We start from the raw sequence: 15,922 nt of genomic DNA on the forward strand, positions 1-15,922 counted from the left end.
TTTCTTTCCCTTGCAACTGTGGATCAGCTGAGTTTCATGATCGCTCAGCAAGGGAACGGCGGCCGTGGTGCGAGAGAAAAGCGGTGGCCAGGAGAATTGAAAATCCTGCGCAACTACCCGCGCAACTAGCTGCGCGACTGCCTACGCGACGAACTGCGCGACCACCTGCGCGCTCAGGCCGGGATGTACGCGGCCAGTGCCTGCTCCAGCTCCTCGGGAACGGGCACCGGCACGAGCCGTCCGCCCTCCCGCGTCATGCACGCGATCTCCTGCGTGCCACGGGCGACGAGTTGCGCAGGCCCATTGCCCACGCGGTAATAGGAGAAGTCCATCGCCACCCGGTTGCCCGCCGTCGCCCGCAGGGACATCCGGATCGAGACCCGGTCCAGGGCGTACAGCTCGGACAGGTAGTCGCACGAGCAGGAGACCGTCACCAGCGCCAGGTCGGTGGCCAGCCGGGCGACCACCCCGGGCGCGTGCTCGGCGAGGAAGCGCTCGCGGCAGGCGCCCTGCCAGGTGACGTAGTGCGCGAAGTAGACGTTGCCCACGAGGTTGGTCTCGGCGAACGTGACCATGTGCTCGTAGGTGAAGTGCGGCCTCACCGCCCCTCCACCTCCTCCCCCTCGGCGAGAACGGCGACCGCCACCGGGTCCGTACGGCCCGCGAGCCTGAGCACGCAGGAGGCCGCCGTCGCGTTCCCGACGCGCATCAGCACCCAGCCGTCCTCGTAGACACCCTCGACCGTGAGCGGCACCGACGCCGCGTCCCGGCCCTGCTGGGAGAGGCACTCCTCGACGGTCCGGACGCGGGTGAACGCGTGCTCCTCGGGCTCGCCGGTCAGCCGTACGATCTCACCGGCGACTCCCGGCCAGGGCGACGGTTCCTCGGGCAGGCAGAGCTCGGACTCGACGCGCACGCGCCGCCCCTTGCCGAGCAGGGCTCCCGCGTTGCGCTCCAGGTAGGGGCCCGCGAGAACGGCGGGAAGCCCGCCCGGATGCTCGAGGGGCCCTGCGTCGCGAAGCCTGAGGCCTCGCCACGAAAGCACCGGCCTGCCGTCGGAGGTGGCGGTCACCACGACGTCGTAGGTGTAGTCGGCGCCCTGGTGGTCGCGTTCCACGGCGGTCACACGAAGCTCGCCGCCCGGGTTCTCGTACGGATGGCGGGCGAACGCCTCGCATCCCACGGGCAGCAGGCGACGATGCGGCACGCACCCCTGCAGAACGTGGATCGAGGCGTCGTCGATGGCCAGGCCGTCGCCGCCGCGCAGGATCGCCGCGCACCCCTTGGACTCCAGCCGTTCGTACCGGATCAGCCGCTGGTAGGCGGGACCGTGGAAGAACAGCGATCCGTACAGCTCGGCGCCCTCGTGCGCGGGAGGCGCGGTCTCTGGAGCGGCGACGCCGGGCGGGGTGAGCGGTCCTCCGGCGGTACGGCCTGCGGCGTGGTCGACCTCGAAGCCGGTCTCGTCCGTGCGGACGGCGAGGTCGACGGTGCCGTCCTCGCGGCGCAGGGCGCAGATCCGCAGCGTGCGCGCGCCCTCGTCGGGGACCGTGACCGGCCGGTGCCAGCGCAGGTCCGCGAAACCCGACGGGGCGCGCCCGGTCAGCTCGCGCGCCGCCGAGGCCATCGCCTCCAGCATCACCACGGCCGGCACGACCGTCACCCCGCTGACGCGGTGGTCGGCGAGGAGCGGCGCGGAGGCGGTCAGCTCCCGTTCGGTGACGAGCTCGACTCCGGGCGTGTGGACCCGGTGCGGCCCGGCGACCCCGGCCTCCGCCTCCGCCTCCAAGGCGGGCAGCCTGCCGGTGACCAGCACGGACGGCACGGCCGGGCGGGCCGCGAGCAGCCGCAGCAGCAGTTCGCCGCCGCGTTCGGCGGGCAGCGGGACGACCCCGGCCCGGCCGAGCCCGTCCAGCACGTCGAGCCGGTCGCCCATGCCCGCGCCCGACCAGACCGTCCATTCGACGTTGCAGACCCAGCAGCCGGGCAGCCGCGCGGCGGTCCGCCGGACCAGCTCGCGCATCCGCCCGTTGGCCAGGGCGTAGTGGGCCTCGCCCGCGAGCCCGAACCGTCCGATCACCGACCCGTAGGTGACCACCGCCCGCAGCACTGAGTTGTCGGAGGGGTCGAGGGCGTCGAGGGCGTCCAGCACGTTCGCCAGCCCGCGCACCTTGGGGGCGGCGTGGTCGGCGAAGTCGGCGGCGTCCAGGTCGGCGAACCGCGCGGGCCGGTTGACGCCCGCCGCATGGATCAGCACGCTCACCGGGCCGATCGCCGCGAGCGCCTTCGCGACCGCGTCGGCGTCGGTCACGTCCGCGTTCACGTACCGGACGTCGTCGCCCAGCCCGTGGACGGCGGCGGGATCGAGGTCGGCGGAACGCCCCATCAGGACCAGCCGCACGCCGTGCCGGGCGAGCGCGCGGGCGCTCTCCAGCCCGATCCCCTTGGCGCCGCCGGTGATGAGTGCGACGTCCTGCGGCCCGAACGGGAACTCCGGCTCCCCTGACGCCTCCCCCGAGAAGATCAGCGGCCGGTGGCGGACCGCGTTCCCCGGCACATGGTGAACGGTCAGCTCTGGATGCTCGGCCCGCAGCGTCCCGACGAACCCCGACGCGACGTTGCCGGGGTCGACGACCTCCAGCGGCACCGCGTACGCGAGCGAGTCACGGGCGGCGGCGACGAGCCGTTCCATGTCGTCATCTCCAGGCGCCTCCGGCAGGACGACCCGGACCGCATCGTCGCCCACCACGGGCGCGGGCTCGGGAGCCACGGGCTCGGGCACCAGGATGCGGTGCCACTCACCCACCCCGGCGACCGGCGCGGCGGGATCCGCCGACCCGGCGCGCGGCAGCGCCTCGATCATCTCGATCACCGCGCCGACGGTCGCGTCCGCCAGGGCGGGCGGTGCCGTCGGTGCGGCCCGTCCGCAGTCGGTCGCCGCGCGGCCCGCGAGCTGGGCGACGCGCAGGGAGTTCAGGTGCAGGTCGGCGAGCAGGCGGTCGCCGTCTCCGATCGCGTCCAGCGGCAGTTCGAGCGCCTCGGCCACCAGCCGCCGAACGGTCTCGGCCACCGATCCGTGCCCGGGCCTCGTGTGCCGCGGCACCGGAGCCTGAACGGTCCGCTGCTGCGGGATCCGCACCTCCGGCGCACGCTCGCACGGGCTCTCCAGGAACACCGGATCGCGCCACAGATCGAAAGGCCGGCGGAAGCGCCCGGCGAACAGCGGCGCGGCGTCGCGGATCGCGCCCGCCGCGAACAGTGCGGCCACGCCCCCCGCGTTCAGTGTCACCGCCGGGACGCCGGTCACCGCCTCGGCGAGCCCGGCCAGGCCCCCGGCGGGCCCGACCTCCACGAGCAGCCCGCACTCGCGCGCGAGCCCCGACACCGCCTCCCGGAAGCGCACCGGGGCGGTGACCTGCCGGACCAGCAGCCCGCGCAGGTCCTCGTCGGCCGACAGCCGCACGCCGGTGATCGTCGAGTGGACCGGGCGGCCGGGCACCGAGATCAGCATGCCCGCGAGGAACGCGGCCAGCGGTTCGGCGACGGCGGCCATCGCCGGGGAGTGGTAGGCGTGCCCGACCTCCAGCCGCCGCACGGTGAGCCCCTGGTCCCGGGCCTTCGCCACGACCGCGTCCAGCTCACCGAGGTCGCCCGCGATCACCTGGGCCACGCCGTTGTCGGCCGCGACGACCAGGCGGGTCCCGCGCAGCAGCTCGGCGACGGCGTCCGGCTCGGCGGCGACGGACGCCATCCCGGTGCCCGAACGGCCCTGGGCGGCCATGATCCGGCCGCGCCGTTCCGCGAGCGTCATCGCGTCGTTCTCGGTCAACGCCCCTGCCCAGTGCAGCGCGGCGATCTCGCCGAGGCTGTGCCCGACGGCTCCGGCCGCCCGTACGCCGAGTCTTTCCAGCCGACGCAGCGCCGCGAGCGCGGCGCCGATGATCGCGGGCTGGGCGACCGCCGTGTCCGTGCCACCGTCGACCGCAGTGCCCTTCACGGCAGAGCCCTGGCCGGTGAACAGCAGCCCGATCGGCATGCGCGCCCCGCTGCCCGCGTAGATCCCGGGCCCGGCGGCCAGCCCTCCGCCCGTTTCGAGGCGGGCGGCGAGGCGGGCCCGGCGGGCGAGCCGCCCGGGGTCGGAGGCGACGATCCCGACGCGGAACTCGCCCTCGGTCGGCAGCGTCGCCGCCAGGTCCAGGAGCTCGGCGTGCGACATCGTCTCGGCCCGTACGGCGATCCGGTCGAGCAGGACGTGCAGCTCCTCGCGGGACCAGGCCGCCATCACGAAGACCTGCTCGCCGAGCGGCCCGCGCAGGGTGACCTGCCCGGGAACGTGCTGGGCCGCCTCCAGGACGACATGGGTGTTGATGCCGCCGAACCCCATCGCGCTCACCGCCGCACGCGCCGGGATCGGCCCGTCCGGCCAGGCCTCGGCCTCGCCGACGACGCGCAGCGGCGCGTCCTCCAGCAGCGGATGAGGTGTCTCGCAGCCCGTGGTGGGCGGGAGGACCCGGTGCCGCAGCGCCTGAACGGCCTTGATCAGCCCGGCGACGCCCGCCGCGGCCTTGGTGTGCCCGATGTTGGCCTTCACGGTGCCGAGGGCGGCGGGCGGCCCGTTCCGGCGCGAGCCCTCGTGCGCGGCGATGAGCGCCTCGAGCTCGGCGCGGTCACCGACGGCCGTTCCGGTGCCGTGGCCCTCGAACAGCCCGACGGTCTGCGGCCCGAAGCCCGCCCGGCGGTAGGCGCGGCGCAGCGCCAGCAGCTGCCCGCCCGCCTCGGGCCGGGTGATGCCGCCCTGGCCGTCGGACGAGGTCCCCCAGCCTTGAACGGTCGCCAGCGGCGTGCGGCCCGCGGCGATCGCGTCCTCGGAACGCATGAGCGCGACCATCCCGCAGCCCTCGCCGGGCCAGAAGCCGGTGGGCGCCGCGTCGTACACCCGCATCGCGTCCGTCGCGAGCGCGCCCGTCCGGGCGAACCCGACCAGCTCGAACGGGTCCAGGCTGAGGTCGACGCCGCCCGCGAGCACCAGGTCGGCGTCGCCGGACAGCAGCGCCGAGCACCCGGCGATCACCGACAGGAGCGAGGACGCGCACGCGCCGTCGACGGTGTGGCCGCCGCCGCGCAGGTCGAAGTGGTTGCAGATCCGCCCGGCGATGGTGTTGGCGAGGCCGCCCGCCAGGGACTCGTCGTTCGGCTCGGGGAAGGGCGCCTTGTAGGTCTGCTCCAGCCGGGCGAGGAGCCGCGCCTGCGTCGGGTCGTCCAGTCCCTCCCCGGCGAGCGCGGCGGCGACGGTACGGCGCACGTACGGCCAGCGGAGCCGCAGCTGCGCCGCCCGGCTGACCTCCCCGGCCATCGTGTTGCCGAGAACGACCGAGACCCGGTCGCGGTCCAGCCCCTCGCCGCCCGGGAAACCCGCGTCGGCCAGAGCCTCGGAGGCGACCTCCAGCGCCAGCCAGTGCGCGGGATCGGTCACGCGATGGGCCGGGCCGGGCACCCGGAACCGCGCCCGGTCGAACTCCCAGCCCTCCAGCACGGCGGCGGTCCTGGCGTACGTCCGGTCCGGGTCGCCCGCCTCGCCGACGTAGTCGTCGGGGTTCAGCCGGGTTCGCGGGATGCCGCGGAACGCCCGGCGCCCGGCCAGCACGGTCTCCCACAACCGGTCGGGCCCGTCGGCGTCGGGATAGCGGCACCCCATGCCGACGATCGCGATCGCCCCGGTCATCGCCGCCTCGGTCATGGCGCGACGGCCGGCACCGGTTCGGCGATCTCGGTGGCGGTGCCGCTCGCGGTGCCGGTGGCGACGCGCTGCGGCGGGATCGCCGTGGGCGTGCGCCGCCGCAGGCCCAGCAACGCGAGGCAGGCGCCGCGGCCCGCGCAGACGATGACCAACGCGAAGAACAGCCCGAACGCGATGTGCGCCGTCACCAGCAGCCCGTAGACGATGGCGGTCACGAAGCCGAACGCCGCCTGCCGGGCGGGCTTCACCGGCGTCGTGCCCGGATCGGTGATCATGTAGTTGGTGAAGAGCACGAACGCGGTGCCGCTCATCACCAGCAGCGCGCTCACCGGGCCGGTGCCCTCCAGCACGCCGCGCACGATCGCCTGCAGCGCGAACCCGCCGACCCACGCCGCGATCAGCGGGATCTTCTTGGTGAGCATCGCGTTCAGCATCGTCCCGGCGGCCAGGATCGCCGCCGGGACCAGCCAGTCCAGCGGGCCGCCGATCCGCTCGGTGAACTCGTACGGCGGCGCGATCCCGACCCACGGGAACGCCAGCAGCGTCATCGCGATGCCGAAGTTGGACGGGTTCAGCACGTGCCGGACCTTGCCGCCGACCCGCATCCGGAAGACGTACTTGGACGCGATCGCCACCGTCACCGCGAAGATGACCGGGCCGAGGCGGCTGCTCGCGAACAGCAGCATCGCGCAGGCGAGGCCCGTGATGTGCGCCGGGAGCAGGAAGTCGAGCATGTCCTTGCGGCCGCCGAAGTACTTGGGCAGGCGGCCCCGGCCCAGCGCGTCCAGCGTCTCCAGGGCGAGGTCCAGCGCGTACGCCACCAGCACCGCGACGACCGGGGTGAGGTAGGCCTGCTCGAACCCCAGCACCAGGTGGCCGAGCACCGTCAGCGCGGTGATCGACATCGCGAAGCGGCGGAGCGCGGCGACGCGCGGATCCTTCAACGTCATCGTTCGGCTCCCTTGATCGTGCCGTCGGGCCGCAGGACCAGCTCGTGCCAGCCGCGCGCGACGACGCCGCGCGCGGTGTGGCGGCGCCCGCAGGCGTCCCGCCAGGTCACCGCGATCCGGGCGTCGGGTCCGCGCAGCGCGAAGAGCAGCTCGGGGGACGACACCCCCGCGTGCCCGTTGGCCGGGTAGACCTGGCCGGTGCGCAGCCCGGCCGCGCCGGACTCGACGGTCACCTCGGCGCCGATCGCGGGCGTCTCCGGGCCGCCGTCGTCGCAGCCGGCCGGGCGCACCAGCCGCAGCCCCAGGTACGGGTGGGTGGTCGTGCGGGTGTTGCGGTAGAAGAACGACTGCCGCCACTGCCCGGCGACCGCGTAGTCCAGCCGCCCGTCGTGGTCGACGTCGCCGAGCGCGATGCCCCGGGACACGCCCCGGTCGGCCACGCCGAGCGCGGGCGCGATGTCGGCGAAGCGCCCGTCCGAGCCGGGCGCACGGGCGTAGAAGCGGTCCGGGTCGTGGCCGGACAGGTCGTCGCCGGGCGCGAAGCGCGGCCAGGCGCCGGGCCTCTCCAGCAGGTCGTCGTTGGTCATCGCCAGCTCCTGGAGCTGCGGCCAGCGGTTCACCCGCCCCTTGACGAAACCGGTCGCCTGGAGGATCGCGGGGCTGCCGGTCCCGGCGAAGTCGCCGGTCTTGACATCCCAGCCCCAGCCCGAGCGCGCGAGCCCGAGCGGCTCGCTGTGGTCGTCGTAGTAGGCGGTGCCGTCGCGGCCGAGCACGCGGCGGCGCTCGCTCATCCAGGCGAAGTTGCTCTCCTGGAGGGCGTACGGCTCGGTGATGTTGCTGACGACCATGTCGGGGACCGCGTCACCGTTCAGGTCGGTGAACCCGACGCCCATGCCCTTGAACGAGTCGCTGCCGAGCACGCGCGACTTGGGCGTGCTCGGATGCCGTACGCCGTGCATCTGCTGGAACCGCACGTGCCCGGGCGTGGACAGGTTGCGCAGCAGCCGGTCGGGCCCGAAGTCGTGGGCGAGGTACAGGTCGGGCCGGGCGTCGCCGTCCAGGTCCTGGGAGCCGATCGCCAGCGTCCAGCCTTGCTTCGGAACGGCCTTCAGCGCGTTCGGCACGTCGGTGAAGTCGACCTTCCCGCCGAAGCCGGGGCGGGCGAGGATCACGCGGTCGCTGCCGCCGTTGTAGGCGGCCGACAGGGAGTGCTGCATCCGCAACCGGCTCTGGTGGGCGCTGGGGTCCAGGACCCGGGCGCCGTCGGGGAAGTAGTTGCCGACCACCACGTCGGCGTGACCGTCGGTGTCCACATCGGCCAGCGACACCGCGTTGGTGTTCCAGACCCGGTAGGGCGTCACCAGCTCGCGGGGCCGCAGCCGCTTGGCCCCGGCCTGGTTCATCAAGCCCGGCTGGTTCGTGAGGCCCGGCTGGTTCGTGAGGCCCGGCTGGTTCATGAAGACGACCGGGGAACGGCCCCAGTAGTAGACGAGCACGTCGATGCGGCCGTCCTCGTTGAAGTCGGACGGCACGCACCCCATCGGCGCCATGGTCGCGTTGTAGGGCAGCGGCGCCGGGTCGAGCAGGATCGGCGCGTACCGGTCGCCTGTGCCGGGGACCGGCTTCAGCGTCACCGAGTCGTCACGCGGATCGACCACGCACGAGTCGTCGGGGCGCCCGTTGCCGTCAAAGTCGGTGAGGGCCACCGCGGCGCCGACCGAGGAGATCCACGACCGGATCCGCTCGTAGGCGGGCGCCACCGTGCGCACGGTTCGGTCGCCGGCGGCGCCGTTCAGCGGCTGCCGGGCGAAGGCGAGCCCCTCGGCGGCGCGCCGGACGGCGGCCTCCGACGGCTCGGGGAGGCGCGCGACCTGCCAGGCGCCGACGGCCATCGTCACCGCGGTCGCCGGGGCGGCCACGCGCCACAGGAGTGAGTTCATCCGACCGTCTGCCTCTCGTTCGTCCGCGTCCAGGCGTGGCGGATTCCCCCGCGCCATCCCTCGTAGCCCGCCGGTGAGTCGGGGCCGCCGATGCTCGCGGCGAGCGCGTCGTCGGCCCAGCGGGCGGCGATGCCCGGCCCGACGCCGGTCAGCGCCCGTACGGCCGCCGCCGAGCCGCCCGGCATCTCCCCCGACAGCACGTGCGCCTTCGCCGCGAACACCGCGCCCTGCGCGAGGTGGGCGCGGTGGGCGGCGGCGCGTTCGGCGAGCGCCGCCAGCACGCCCGGTGGCTGCGCGCCGGTGTAGGCGGCGGCCAGCGCGACGCCCGCCCACAGGTCGGGCCTGCGCACGCCGGGGAAACCGTTGATGACGTCGCCGATGCGGTCGGGGTCGGCGCCCGCGTAGAACCACAGGGCCCGGCCCGCGCCCTGGTCGCAGATGCGCCGCACGCGCGGCGGCCCCGGCGCGTGGTCGGCGAAGACCCTGCGGGGCGTGAAGAACGCCCGGTGGAAGCCCCATCCGTCCCAGGCCAGCCAGCGCAGCAGCGGCGAGCCGACGCCCTGCTCATCGGTGCCGGGGCGGACCGTCCACCAGGGGCGCAGGCGCATCCGGGCGTACGCCCAGCCCGCGCCCACGTTGATCAGGTGGGGGTAGCCCGCGCCGGTGCCCTCGCCCAGCTCGTGCAGCCGCCGCCCCCGCGACACCGTCATCAGGTCCAGCAGCGTGCTGCTCATCGCCGCGCCCTCGTAGCCGAAGCCGCGCAGGCCCGCGGGCAGCTCCGCCGGGTCGTACCCGCCGCGCAGCACGGCGTTGTAGCCGTGCGCGAACGCGTCGACGACCTCGTCCAGGCGGCATGCCGCGTCACCGGTCGCGGGCGCGAAGTCGCGCCGCGCCTCCCGCAGCACGCCCGGGGCCAGCGCCAGCCCGCCGCGCAGTCGGTCGCAGATCCCCATGCGGCCTCCCCCAAAGCCTCGCCGATCTCCAGCGAGACTAGGCAGCCGCGGGCCTGCGATCCGGTCGCTGCCTGGGCCGATACCGAAAGCAATGCCGATGCCCGGGCGGATGTTTACGCTGTGGATCAACAGCAGACCCTTCGCCCCCGGGGAGTCCGTCATCGACCACCGCTACCTCGTCATCGGTGGGGGCCCCGCCGGGCTCCAGCTCGCCTACTTCCTGCAGCGCGCCGGCGCGGACCATCTGGTGCTCGAACGCGACGCCGAACCGGGCGCGTTCTTCCGGCGCTTCCCCAGGCACCGGCGCCTGATCTCCCTCAACAAGGTGCACACCGCCAGCGAGGACCCCGAGATCAGGTTGCGCTGGGACTGGAACTCGCTGCTGAACGACTCGCCCGGCCTGCGGTTCCCGAACTACTCGCGCGAGTACCTGCCGCACGCCGACGACCTGGTGCGCTACCTGGGCGACTTCCAGCGCGAGCACGCCCCGAACGTGCGCTACGAGACGGCGGTCGAACGGATCGACAAGGACGAGCGGGGCTTCGTCGTCACCACCGGCGACGGCGAGCTGCGCGCCGAATGCGTGATCGTCGCGACCGGCTGGGGCCGGCCGAACGTGCCCGAGATCCCCGGCATCGAGCTGGCCGTCGGCTACGAGGATATGCCGATCGACCCCGCCGGCTTCGAAGACCAGCGCGTCCTGATCATCGGCAAGGGCAACTCGGCGTTCGAGACCGCCGAGCGGCTGCTCGACCACGCCACGATGGTGCACCTGGCCAGCCCGCGGCCGGTCCGCCTGGCCTGGAACACCAAGCATCCGGGCGACGTGCGCGGCCACTACGGGCGGCTGCTGGACAGCTACCAGTTCAAGACGCTGCACTCGGTGCTGGACTGCGACATCGAGCGGATCTGGCGCGAGGGCGACGCGTACCGGGTCCTGATCACCTACAGCCACGCCGAGGGCGAGCAGGAGACCCTCGACTACGACGCTGTGCTGCGCTGCACGGGCTTCCGCATGGACACCTCGATCTTCGGGGCGGGGTGCGTGCCCGAGGCGGCGCCGAACGGGCGGATCCCGGCGCTGGGGCCTGACTGGCGTTCGGCCAACGTGGACGGCCTCTACTTCGCCGGAACGCTGATGCAGAGCCGCGACTTCAAGCGCGCCTCGTCGGCGTTCATCGACGGGTTCCGCTACAACATCCGGACCCTCGTGCGGCTGCTGCGGGAGCGCTACGAGGGGGTGGAGCTGCCGTACGAGCTGGTGCCGGCCGACCCCGACCGGCTGACGCAGGTGATCCTGGACCGGCTCAACTGGAGTTCGGCGCTGTGGACCCAGTTCGAGTACCTGTGCGACGCGTTCGTCCCCGACCCGGAGACCGGCGGCTTCCGCCACTACCAGGACCTGCCCGAGGACTACGCCGTCGAGCGCTTCGGCGGTCACGACCGGGTCTTCACCGCCGGTCTGCGCTGGGGCCGCGACGACTACGCCGACGTCTTCGCCATCCAGCGTCACCCACGTCCCGAGCGCGCGTCGGAGAGCGCGTTCATCCACCCGGTGATCCGCCGCTACAGCCGCCAGGAGATGACCGCCGAACGGCACCTGCTGGAGGACCTGCTCGCGAACTGGCGGCGGCCTGAACGCCATGTCGAGCCGCTGAGGGCCTTCATGGCCGAACAGCTGGCCTGATCAGGTCTTCAGCCGCCGTAGGGGCCGGGCGGCGGCATGTGCGGGTAGGCGGGCCGGGCGGGCGGCGGCGGGCCCGAGCGGATGGTCCGCTTGGCGTTGCGGCGCCGAACGATGATCACGATGAACGCGATGACCCCGAGGCCGCCGAGGATGCCGCCGACGATCACGGCGATGCCGAGGTAGAAGCTGGAGGTGTCGTCCGGCATGACCACGATCGAGCCGTTCACGCCCTGGCAGGTCACCGTCACGGCGTTGCCGCCGAACGGCGCCTGGAACGTCGAGGCGTAGTGGTAGGACTTGTAGTCCGACGAGGCCCAGTCGTTCTTCTTCGTGAGGTCCAGCGGGATCGCGGCGGTGCCCGGTTTGCGGATCGAGCAGGCCGTCGGGGCGGACGCGCCGTCGCGCACGTACACGAAGTAGGAGTGGCCGGAGACCATCCCGACCGTGACCCCCGTCGCCGCGTTGCCCGCGGCGCTCGGGTCGTCGGATACCCGGGTGTCGTCGAAGTTGACCGCGAGCGTGAGCCCGAAGCTCACGACGGCGCTCAGGATGAGGATGGCGGGCAGCGCGTACCAGCCCGCGCGGGGGCGGACGGGCTGCCGGGGCGCCCAGGGCTGGCCCGGGCCCTGCGGAGGCAGCATCGGCGCGTTCGGTCCGGCCCACATGGTGGCCCACCATATCCGGATTTCCGCATTCGATAGCGTCCTCCTGAGACTGAGGAGGCGCACGTGGCGGCACTGTCGGAACTCGAACCGGGGACGCTGCCCCCGCGGGCGGAGGAGCTGCGCGCCCAGGTGCGCGAGTTCCTGGCGTCCTGGCCGTTCACCCCGCGCTGCGACAGCTGGCTGACCGGCGCCGACCCCGCGTTCAGCAGGGCGCTGGGCGAGCGCGGCTGGCTCGGCATGACGCTGCCGGAGTCCTATGGCGGCCACGGCCGCTCGCCGCTGGAGCGCTTCGTGGTGATCGAGGAACTGCTCGCGGCGGGCGCCCCGGTCGGGGCGCACTGGATCGCCGACCGGCAGACCGGGCCGAGCATCCTCGCGCACGGCACCGAGGAGCAGAGGCGGCGCTTCCTCCCGGCGATCGCGCGCGGCGAGTGCTTCTTCGCGATCGGGATGAGCGAGCCCGACTCCGGCTCGGACCTGGCCTCGGTCCGTACCCGCGCGGAGCGGACCGACGGCGGCTGGCGGCTGAACGGCACCAAGCTCTGGACGAGCGGCGCCCACATCGCGCACGCGATCCTGCTGCTGGCCCGCAGCGCGCCGCGCGAGGACGACCGGCACGCCGGGCTCAGCCAGTTCATCGTGCCGCTGCCGAGCGAGGGCGTCACGATCCGGCCCATCCTCGGGATCTCGGGCGAGCACCACTTCAACGAGGTCGTCTTCGAGGACGTGTTCGTGCCCGACGAGCTGGTCCTGGGCCGGGTCGGGGACGGCTGGCGCCAGGTGACCGCCGAGCTGGCGTACGAGCGCAGCGGCCCCGAACGGCTGCTGAGCACGTTCCTGCTGATCAGGCTGCTGAACGAGCGCGCGACCGATCCGGCGGCCCGCCGCGCGCTCGGCGGGCTCCTCGCCCGGCTGTGGTCGCTGCGGCAGGCCTCGCTGGCGGTCGCGGGCGCGCTGGCGGCGGGCGAGACCCCCGACGTGCAGGCGGCGCTGGTGAAGGACCTGGGGACGCGGTTCGAGAACGAGGTGATCGAGGTCGTCCGGGCACACAGCCCGCTCGAACCCGATCCGGCCTCGGACGATCCGCTGGCGCGGGCGCTCGCCGAGGCGGTCGTGCAGGCGCCCGGCTTCACGCTGCGCGGCGGAACGAACGAGATCCTGCGCGGCATCGTCGCGCGCGGCCTGGGGGTGCGCTGATGGACCGGCTGCTGGAGACGACCGCGCACGACATCCTCGCGACGGACGACCCCTGGCCCGCGCTGATCGAGGCGGGGCTGACGGGCGTCGGCATCCCCGAGGAGGCCGGTGGCAGCGGTGGAACGTTCGCCGAGGCCGCCATGCTGCTGCGGATCGCCGCCCACCACGCGGCCTCGGTCCCGCTGGCCGAGACGATCCTGGCCGGGCGGACGCTGGCCGGCGCCGGGCTGCCGGTGCCCGAGGGCGTCCTGACCGTCGCGTCCGGTGAGCTCGAGGTCGTCCAGGGCGGCGGCGGGCCGCGGTTGACCGGGACCCTGGCGCGCGTTCCGTGGGCGCGTTCCGCGCACCGGCTCGTCGTCCTGACCGGCGGCATGGTCGCCATCATCGACCCCGTACACGCCGAGATCACCGAAGGCGCGAACGTGGCCGGCGAACCCCGCGACGACGTGCGCCTGTCGGCGGCCCCCTGCGAGGCCGCGACAGACCGCGGGGCCGTGGCGCACAGCGGAGCCGTCGCCGGAGTCGTCACCGAAGGCGAGGCCGCCGAGGGCGCGGACGACCTGATGATGCGCGGCGCGCTGGCGCGGGCGGTGCAGCTCACGGCCGCGATGGAACGCGCGCTCGACCTCACCGTGGACTACGCGGGGCGGCGGGAGCAGTTCGGGCGGCCGATCGGGCGGTTCCAGGCCGTTCAGCAGCGGCTCGCCGAGCTGGCCGGGGAGGTGGCGGTCGCCGACGTGGCGGTGCGGGCGGCGGTCCGCGCGCCGGACGACCTCGTCGCCGTGGCGGCGGCCAAGGCCAACGCCTCGCGGGCGGCGGGCAGGGTGGCCGCGATCGCCCACCAGGTGCACGGCGCGATGGGCGTCACGCAGGAGTACCCGCTGCACAGGCGCACCCGGCGCCTCTGGGCGTGGCGCGAGGAGTACGGCTCGGAGTCGTACTGGGCCTCGGTATTGGGTGATATGGGCGACGATCCCTGGTTCCTCCTGACAGGAACGACTACCGTTACTACTGAGTAGCCTTTCCGGCTCCCCGGCACAGGAGAATGCATGGCCCTGAGGGATCGCCTTCCCGCTCCGCCGATCCGTCTCCCCCGCCCGCGTCGGCTCCCCCGCTACACCGTTCAGCGCGACATCCCGGTGACCATGCCGGACGGCGTCACGCTGCTGGCGGACCGCTACGTACCGGCGGGCGCGCGGCGGCCTCCGCCCACGATCCTCGTGCGCACGCCGTACGGGCGGCGCGGACCGGCGGCGGTGGTGAACGGCCTGCAGTTCGTGCCGTTCGGGTTCCAGCTGCTGGTGCAGAGCGCGCGCGGCACGTTCGGCTCGGGCGGCGAGTTCGACCCGCTCACCAACGAGCACGCCGACGGCGTCGCGACGGTGGAGTGGCTGAAGCGGCAGCCATGGTTCTCCGGATCGTTCGGCGTGTACGGGCCGAGCTACCTCGGTTACACCGCGTGGGCACTGGCGGCCGAGGCCGGGCCCGAACTGAAGGCGCTGTCGCTCCAGATCACCACGTCCAGGATCCTGGAGGCCGCCCACGTCGGCGGCTCGTTCGCGCTGGAGTCCACGCTCACCTGGGCCCACCTGACCTCCCGGCAGCAGCAGCGGCTCGGCATGCTGACCGGCCCGCTCACCTCGCGGCGCCGCGCGATCGCCGCCGCCCGTTCGGGCCGCCCGCTCGCCGAGCTGGACGAGGTCGCGGGCGGCGCGCCGATGCGCTTCTACCAGGACCTGATCGCCAACGGGGAGCCCGGCACCGACTTCTGGCGTGACCGGGACTTCAGCGGCACGCTCGGCCAGGTGGAGGCGCCCGTCAACCTGCTGGGCGGCTGGTACGACATCTTCCTGCCGTGGGAGATCAAGGACTACCTGGCGCTGCGGGCCGCCGGTCGCCACCCGTACCTCACGATCGGACCGTGGTGGCACGCCGACGCCCGCCACGCGCTGCCCACGATGCGCGACTCGCTGGCCTGGTTCCGCGCACACCTGCGCGGCGACTTCTCGGGCCTGCGCAGCAACCCCGTGCGGGTGTACGTCACGTCCGCCCGCGAATGGCGCGACTACCGCGACTGGCCGCCACCCGGCATGACACAGGTGCCCTGGCACCTGCACGCGGGCGGCGGCCTGGGCGAGGACGGCCCGCAGGAGGCACCGCCGAGCTCCTACCGCTTCGACCCGGCAGACCCGACGCCCGCGCTCGGCGGCCCGACGCTGCTCGGCAGCTCCCGCCCCGTCGACAACCGGCCGCTGGAGAAGCGGCCGGACGTGCTGGTCTTCACCTCCCCTCCCCTGACCGAGGACCTCGACGTCATCGGCCCCGTCTCCGCCGACCTGTTCGTGCGGTCCAGCCGCGAGCACACCGACTTCGTCGTGCGCCTCTGCGACGTGTCCCCCGACCACACATCACGGAACGTGTGCGAAGGCGGACTGCGCGTTCACCCGGACCTGCCGTCAGCCGAGCCCGTCGGAACCGACGGCGTGCTCAGGCTGGCCGTCGACATGTGGCCGACCGGGCACCGGTTCCGGCGCGGCCACCGCGTCCGGGTGCACGTCACCAGCGGCGCCTACCCCAAGGTCGCGGCGAACCCCGGCACGGGCGAGCCGCTGAACGGCCTCGGCCGGGCGCTGCCCGCCGAGCAGGAGGTCTTCCACGACCCCGACCACCGCTCGGCGATCATGCTCCCGGTCGTGCGCCGCTCTCCCGAGGCGGCCGTGCCCGATCCGGAGGCCGAAGAAGTCTGATTTGCCCGTTCCGGATTCCCGCCTAACCTGAAGCACCTGCCCCCCG

At 73.8% G+C, this 15,922-nt stretch carries 10 protein-coding genes; 4 read left to right on the top strand and 6 right to left on the bottom strand.

The features are described from left to right. Positions 1-173: 173 nt before the first annotated feature. Genes J4573_RS52475 through J4573_RS52495 form a run of 5 tightly spaced genes read right to left on the bottom strand, consistent with a single transcriptional unit; the run spans position 174 to position 9,580 of the window. Positions 174-602 carry an acyl-CoA thioesterase gene (locus J4573_RS52475; RefSeq protein WP_307797557.1) on the bottom strand — a complete coding sequence of 143 codons (429 nt, stop codon included), beginning with the start codon at positions 600-602 and terminating at the stop codon, positions 174-176. After that, entirely contained in the window at positions 599-5,737 is a 5,139-nt protein-coding gene (locus J4573_RS52480) for a type I polyketide synthase (protein WP_208264017.1), read from the bottom strand. Before J4573_RS52480 ends, J4573_RS52475 begins: the two co-directional genes overlap by 4 nt. Then, positions 5,734-6,687, bottom strand: coding sequence for an RnfABCDGE type electron transport complex subunit D (locus tag J4573_RS52485; RefSeq protein WP_208264018.1), 954 nt, complete (start codon positions 6,685-6,687; stop codon positions 5,734-5,736). Before J4573_RS52485 ends, J4573_RS52480 begins: the two co-directional genes overlap by 4 nt. Further along, on the bottom strand, positions 6,684-8,627 hold the full coding sequence (locus J4573_RS52490; protein ID WP_208264019.1) for an FG-GAP repeat domain-containing protein: 1,944 nt from the start codon (positions 8,625-8,627) through the stop codon (positions 6,684-6,686). Before J4573_RS52490 ends, J4573_RS52485 begins: the two co-directional genes overlap by 4 nt. After that, positions 8,624-9,580, bottom strand: a complete 957-nt coding sequence (locus J4573_RS52495; protein ID WP_208264020.1) for a DUF1702 family protein — start codon at positions 9,578-9,580, stop codon at positions 8,624-8,626. The genes J4573_RS52490 and J4573_RS52495 overlap by 4 nt, the downstream gene beginning before the upstream one ends. A 109-nt stretch (positions 9,581-9,689) precedes the next feature. On the opposite strand from J4573_RS52495, the gene J4573_RS52500 reads away from it, so the two are divergent. Beyond that, positions 9,690-11,267 (top strand): NAD(P)-binding domain-containing protein, encoded by a 1,578-nt coding sequence (locus J4573_RS52500; RefSeq protein WP_208264021.1) that lies wholly within the window; start codon positions 9,690-9,692, stop codon positions 11,265-11,267. An 8-nt stretch (positions 11,268-11,275) separates the two neighbouring features. Here the strand turns inward: J4573_RS52500 and J4573_RS52505 are convergent, their stop codons facing one another. Next, positions 11,276-11,932, bottom strand: coding sequence for a hypothetical protein (locus tag J4573_RS52505; protein ID WP_208264022.1), 657 nt, complete (start codon positions 11,930-11,932; stop codon positions 11,276-11,278). Between the two features lie 63 nt (positions 11,933-11,995). Here J4573_RS52505 and J4573_RS52510 point away from each other — a divergent pair, with 63 nt between their 5' ends. From J4573_RS52510 to J4573_RS52520, 3 genes are read left to right on the top strand one after another with little or no spacing between them, the layout of a single operon-like run. Beyond that, a complete protein-coding gene (locus J4573_RS52510) occupies positions 11,996-13,129 on the top strand; it encodes an acyl-CoA dehydrogenase family protein (RefSeq protein WP_307797558.1) in 1,134 nt (377 codons plus the stop codon). Next, positions 13,129-14,148 (top strand): acyl-CoA dehydrogenase family protein, encoded by a 1,020-nt coding sequence (locus J4573_RS52515; RefSeq protein WP_208264023.1) that lies wholly within the window; start codon positions 13,129-13,131, stop codon positions 14,146-14,148. Before J4573_RS52510 ends, J4573_RS52515 begins: the two co-directional genes overlap by 1 nt. A gap of 30 nt (positions 14,149-14,178) precedes the next feature. Beyond that, positions 14,179-15,876, top strand: coding sequence for a CocE/NonD family hydrolase (locus J4573_RS52520; RefSeq protein WP_208264024.1), 1,698 nt, complete (start codon positions 14,179-14,181; stop codon positions 15,874-15,876). Positions 15,877-15,922 lie beyond the last annotated feature (46 nt).

This window comes from Actinomadura barringtoniae, assembly GCF_017573505.1.
GTDB lineage: Bacteria > Actinomycetota > Actinomycetes > Streptosporangiales > Streptosporangiaceae > Spirillospora > Spirillospora barringtoniae.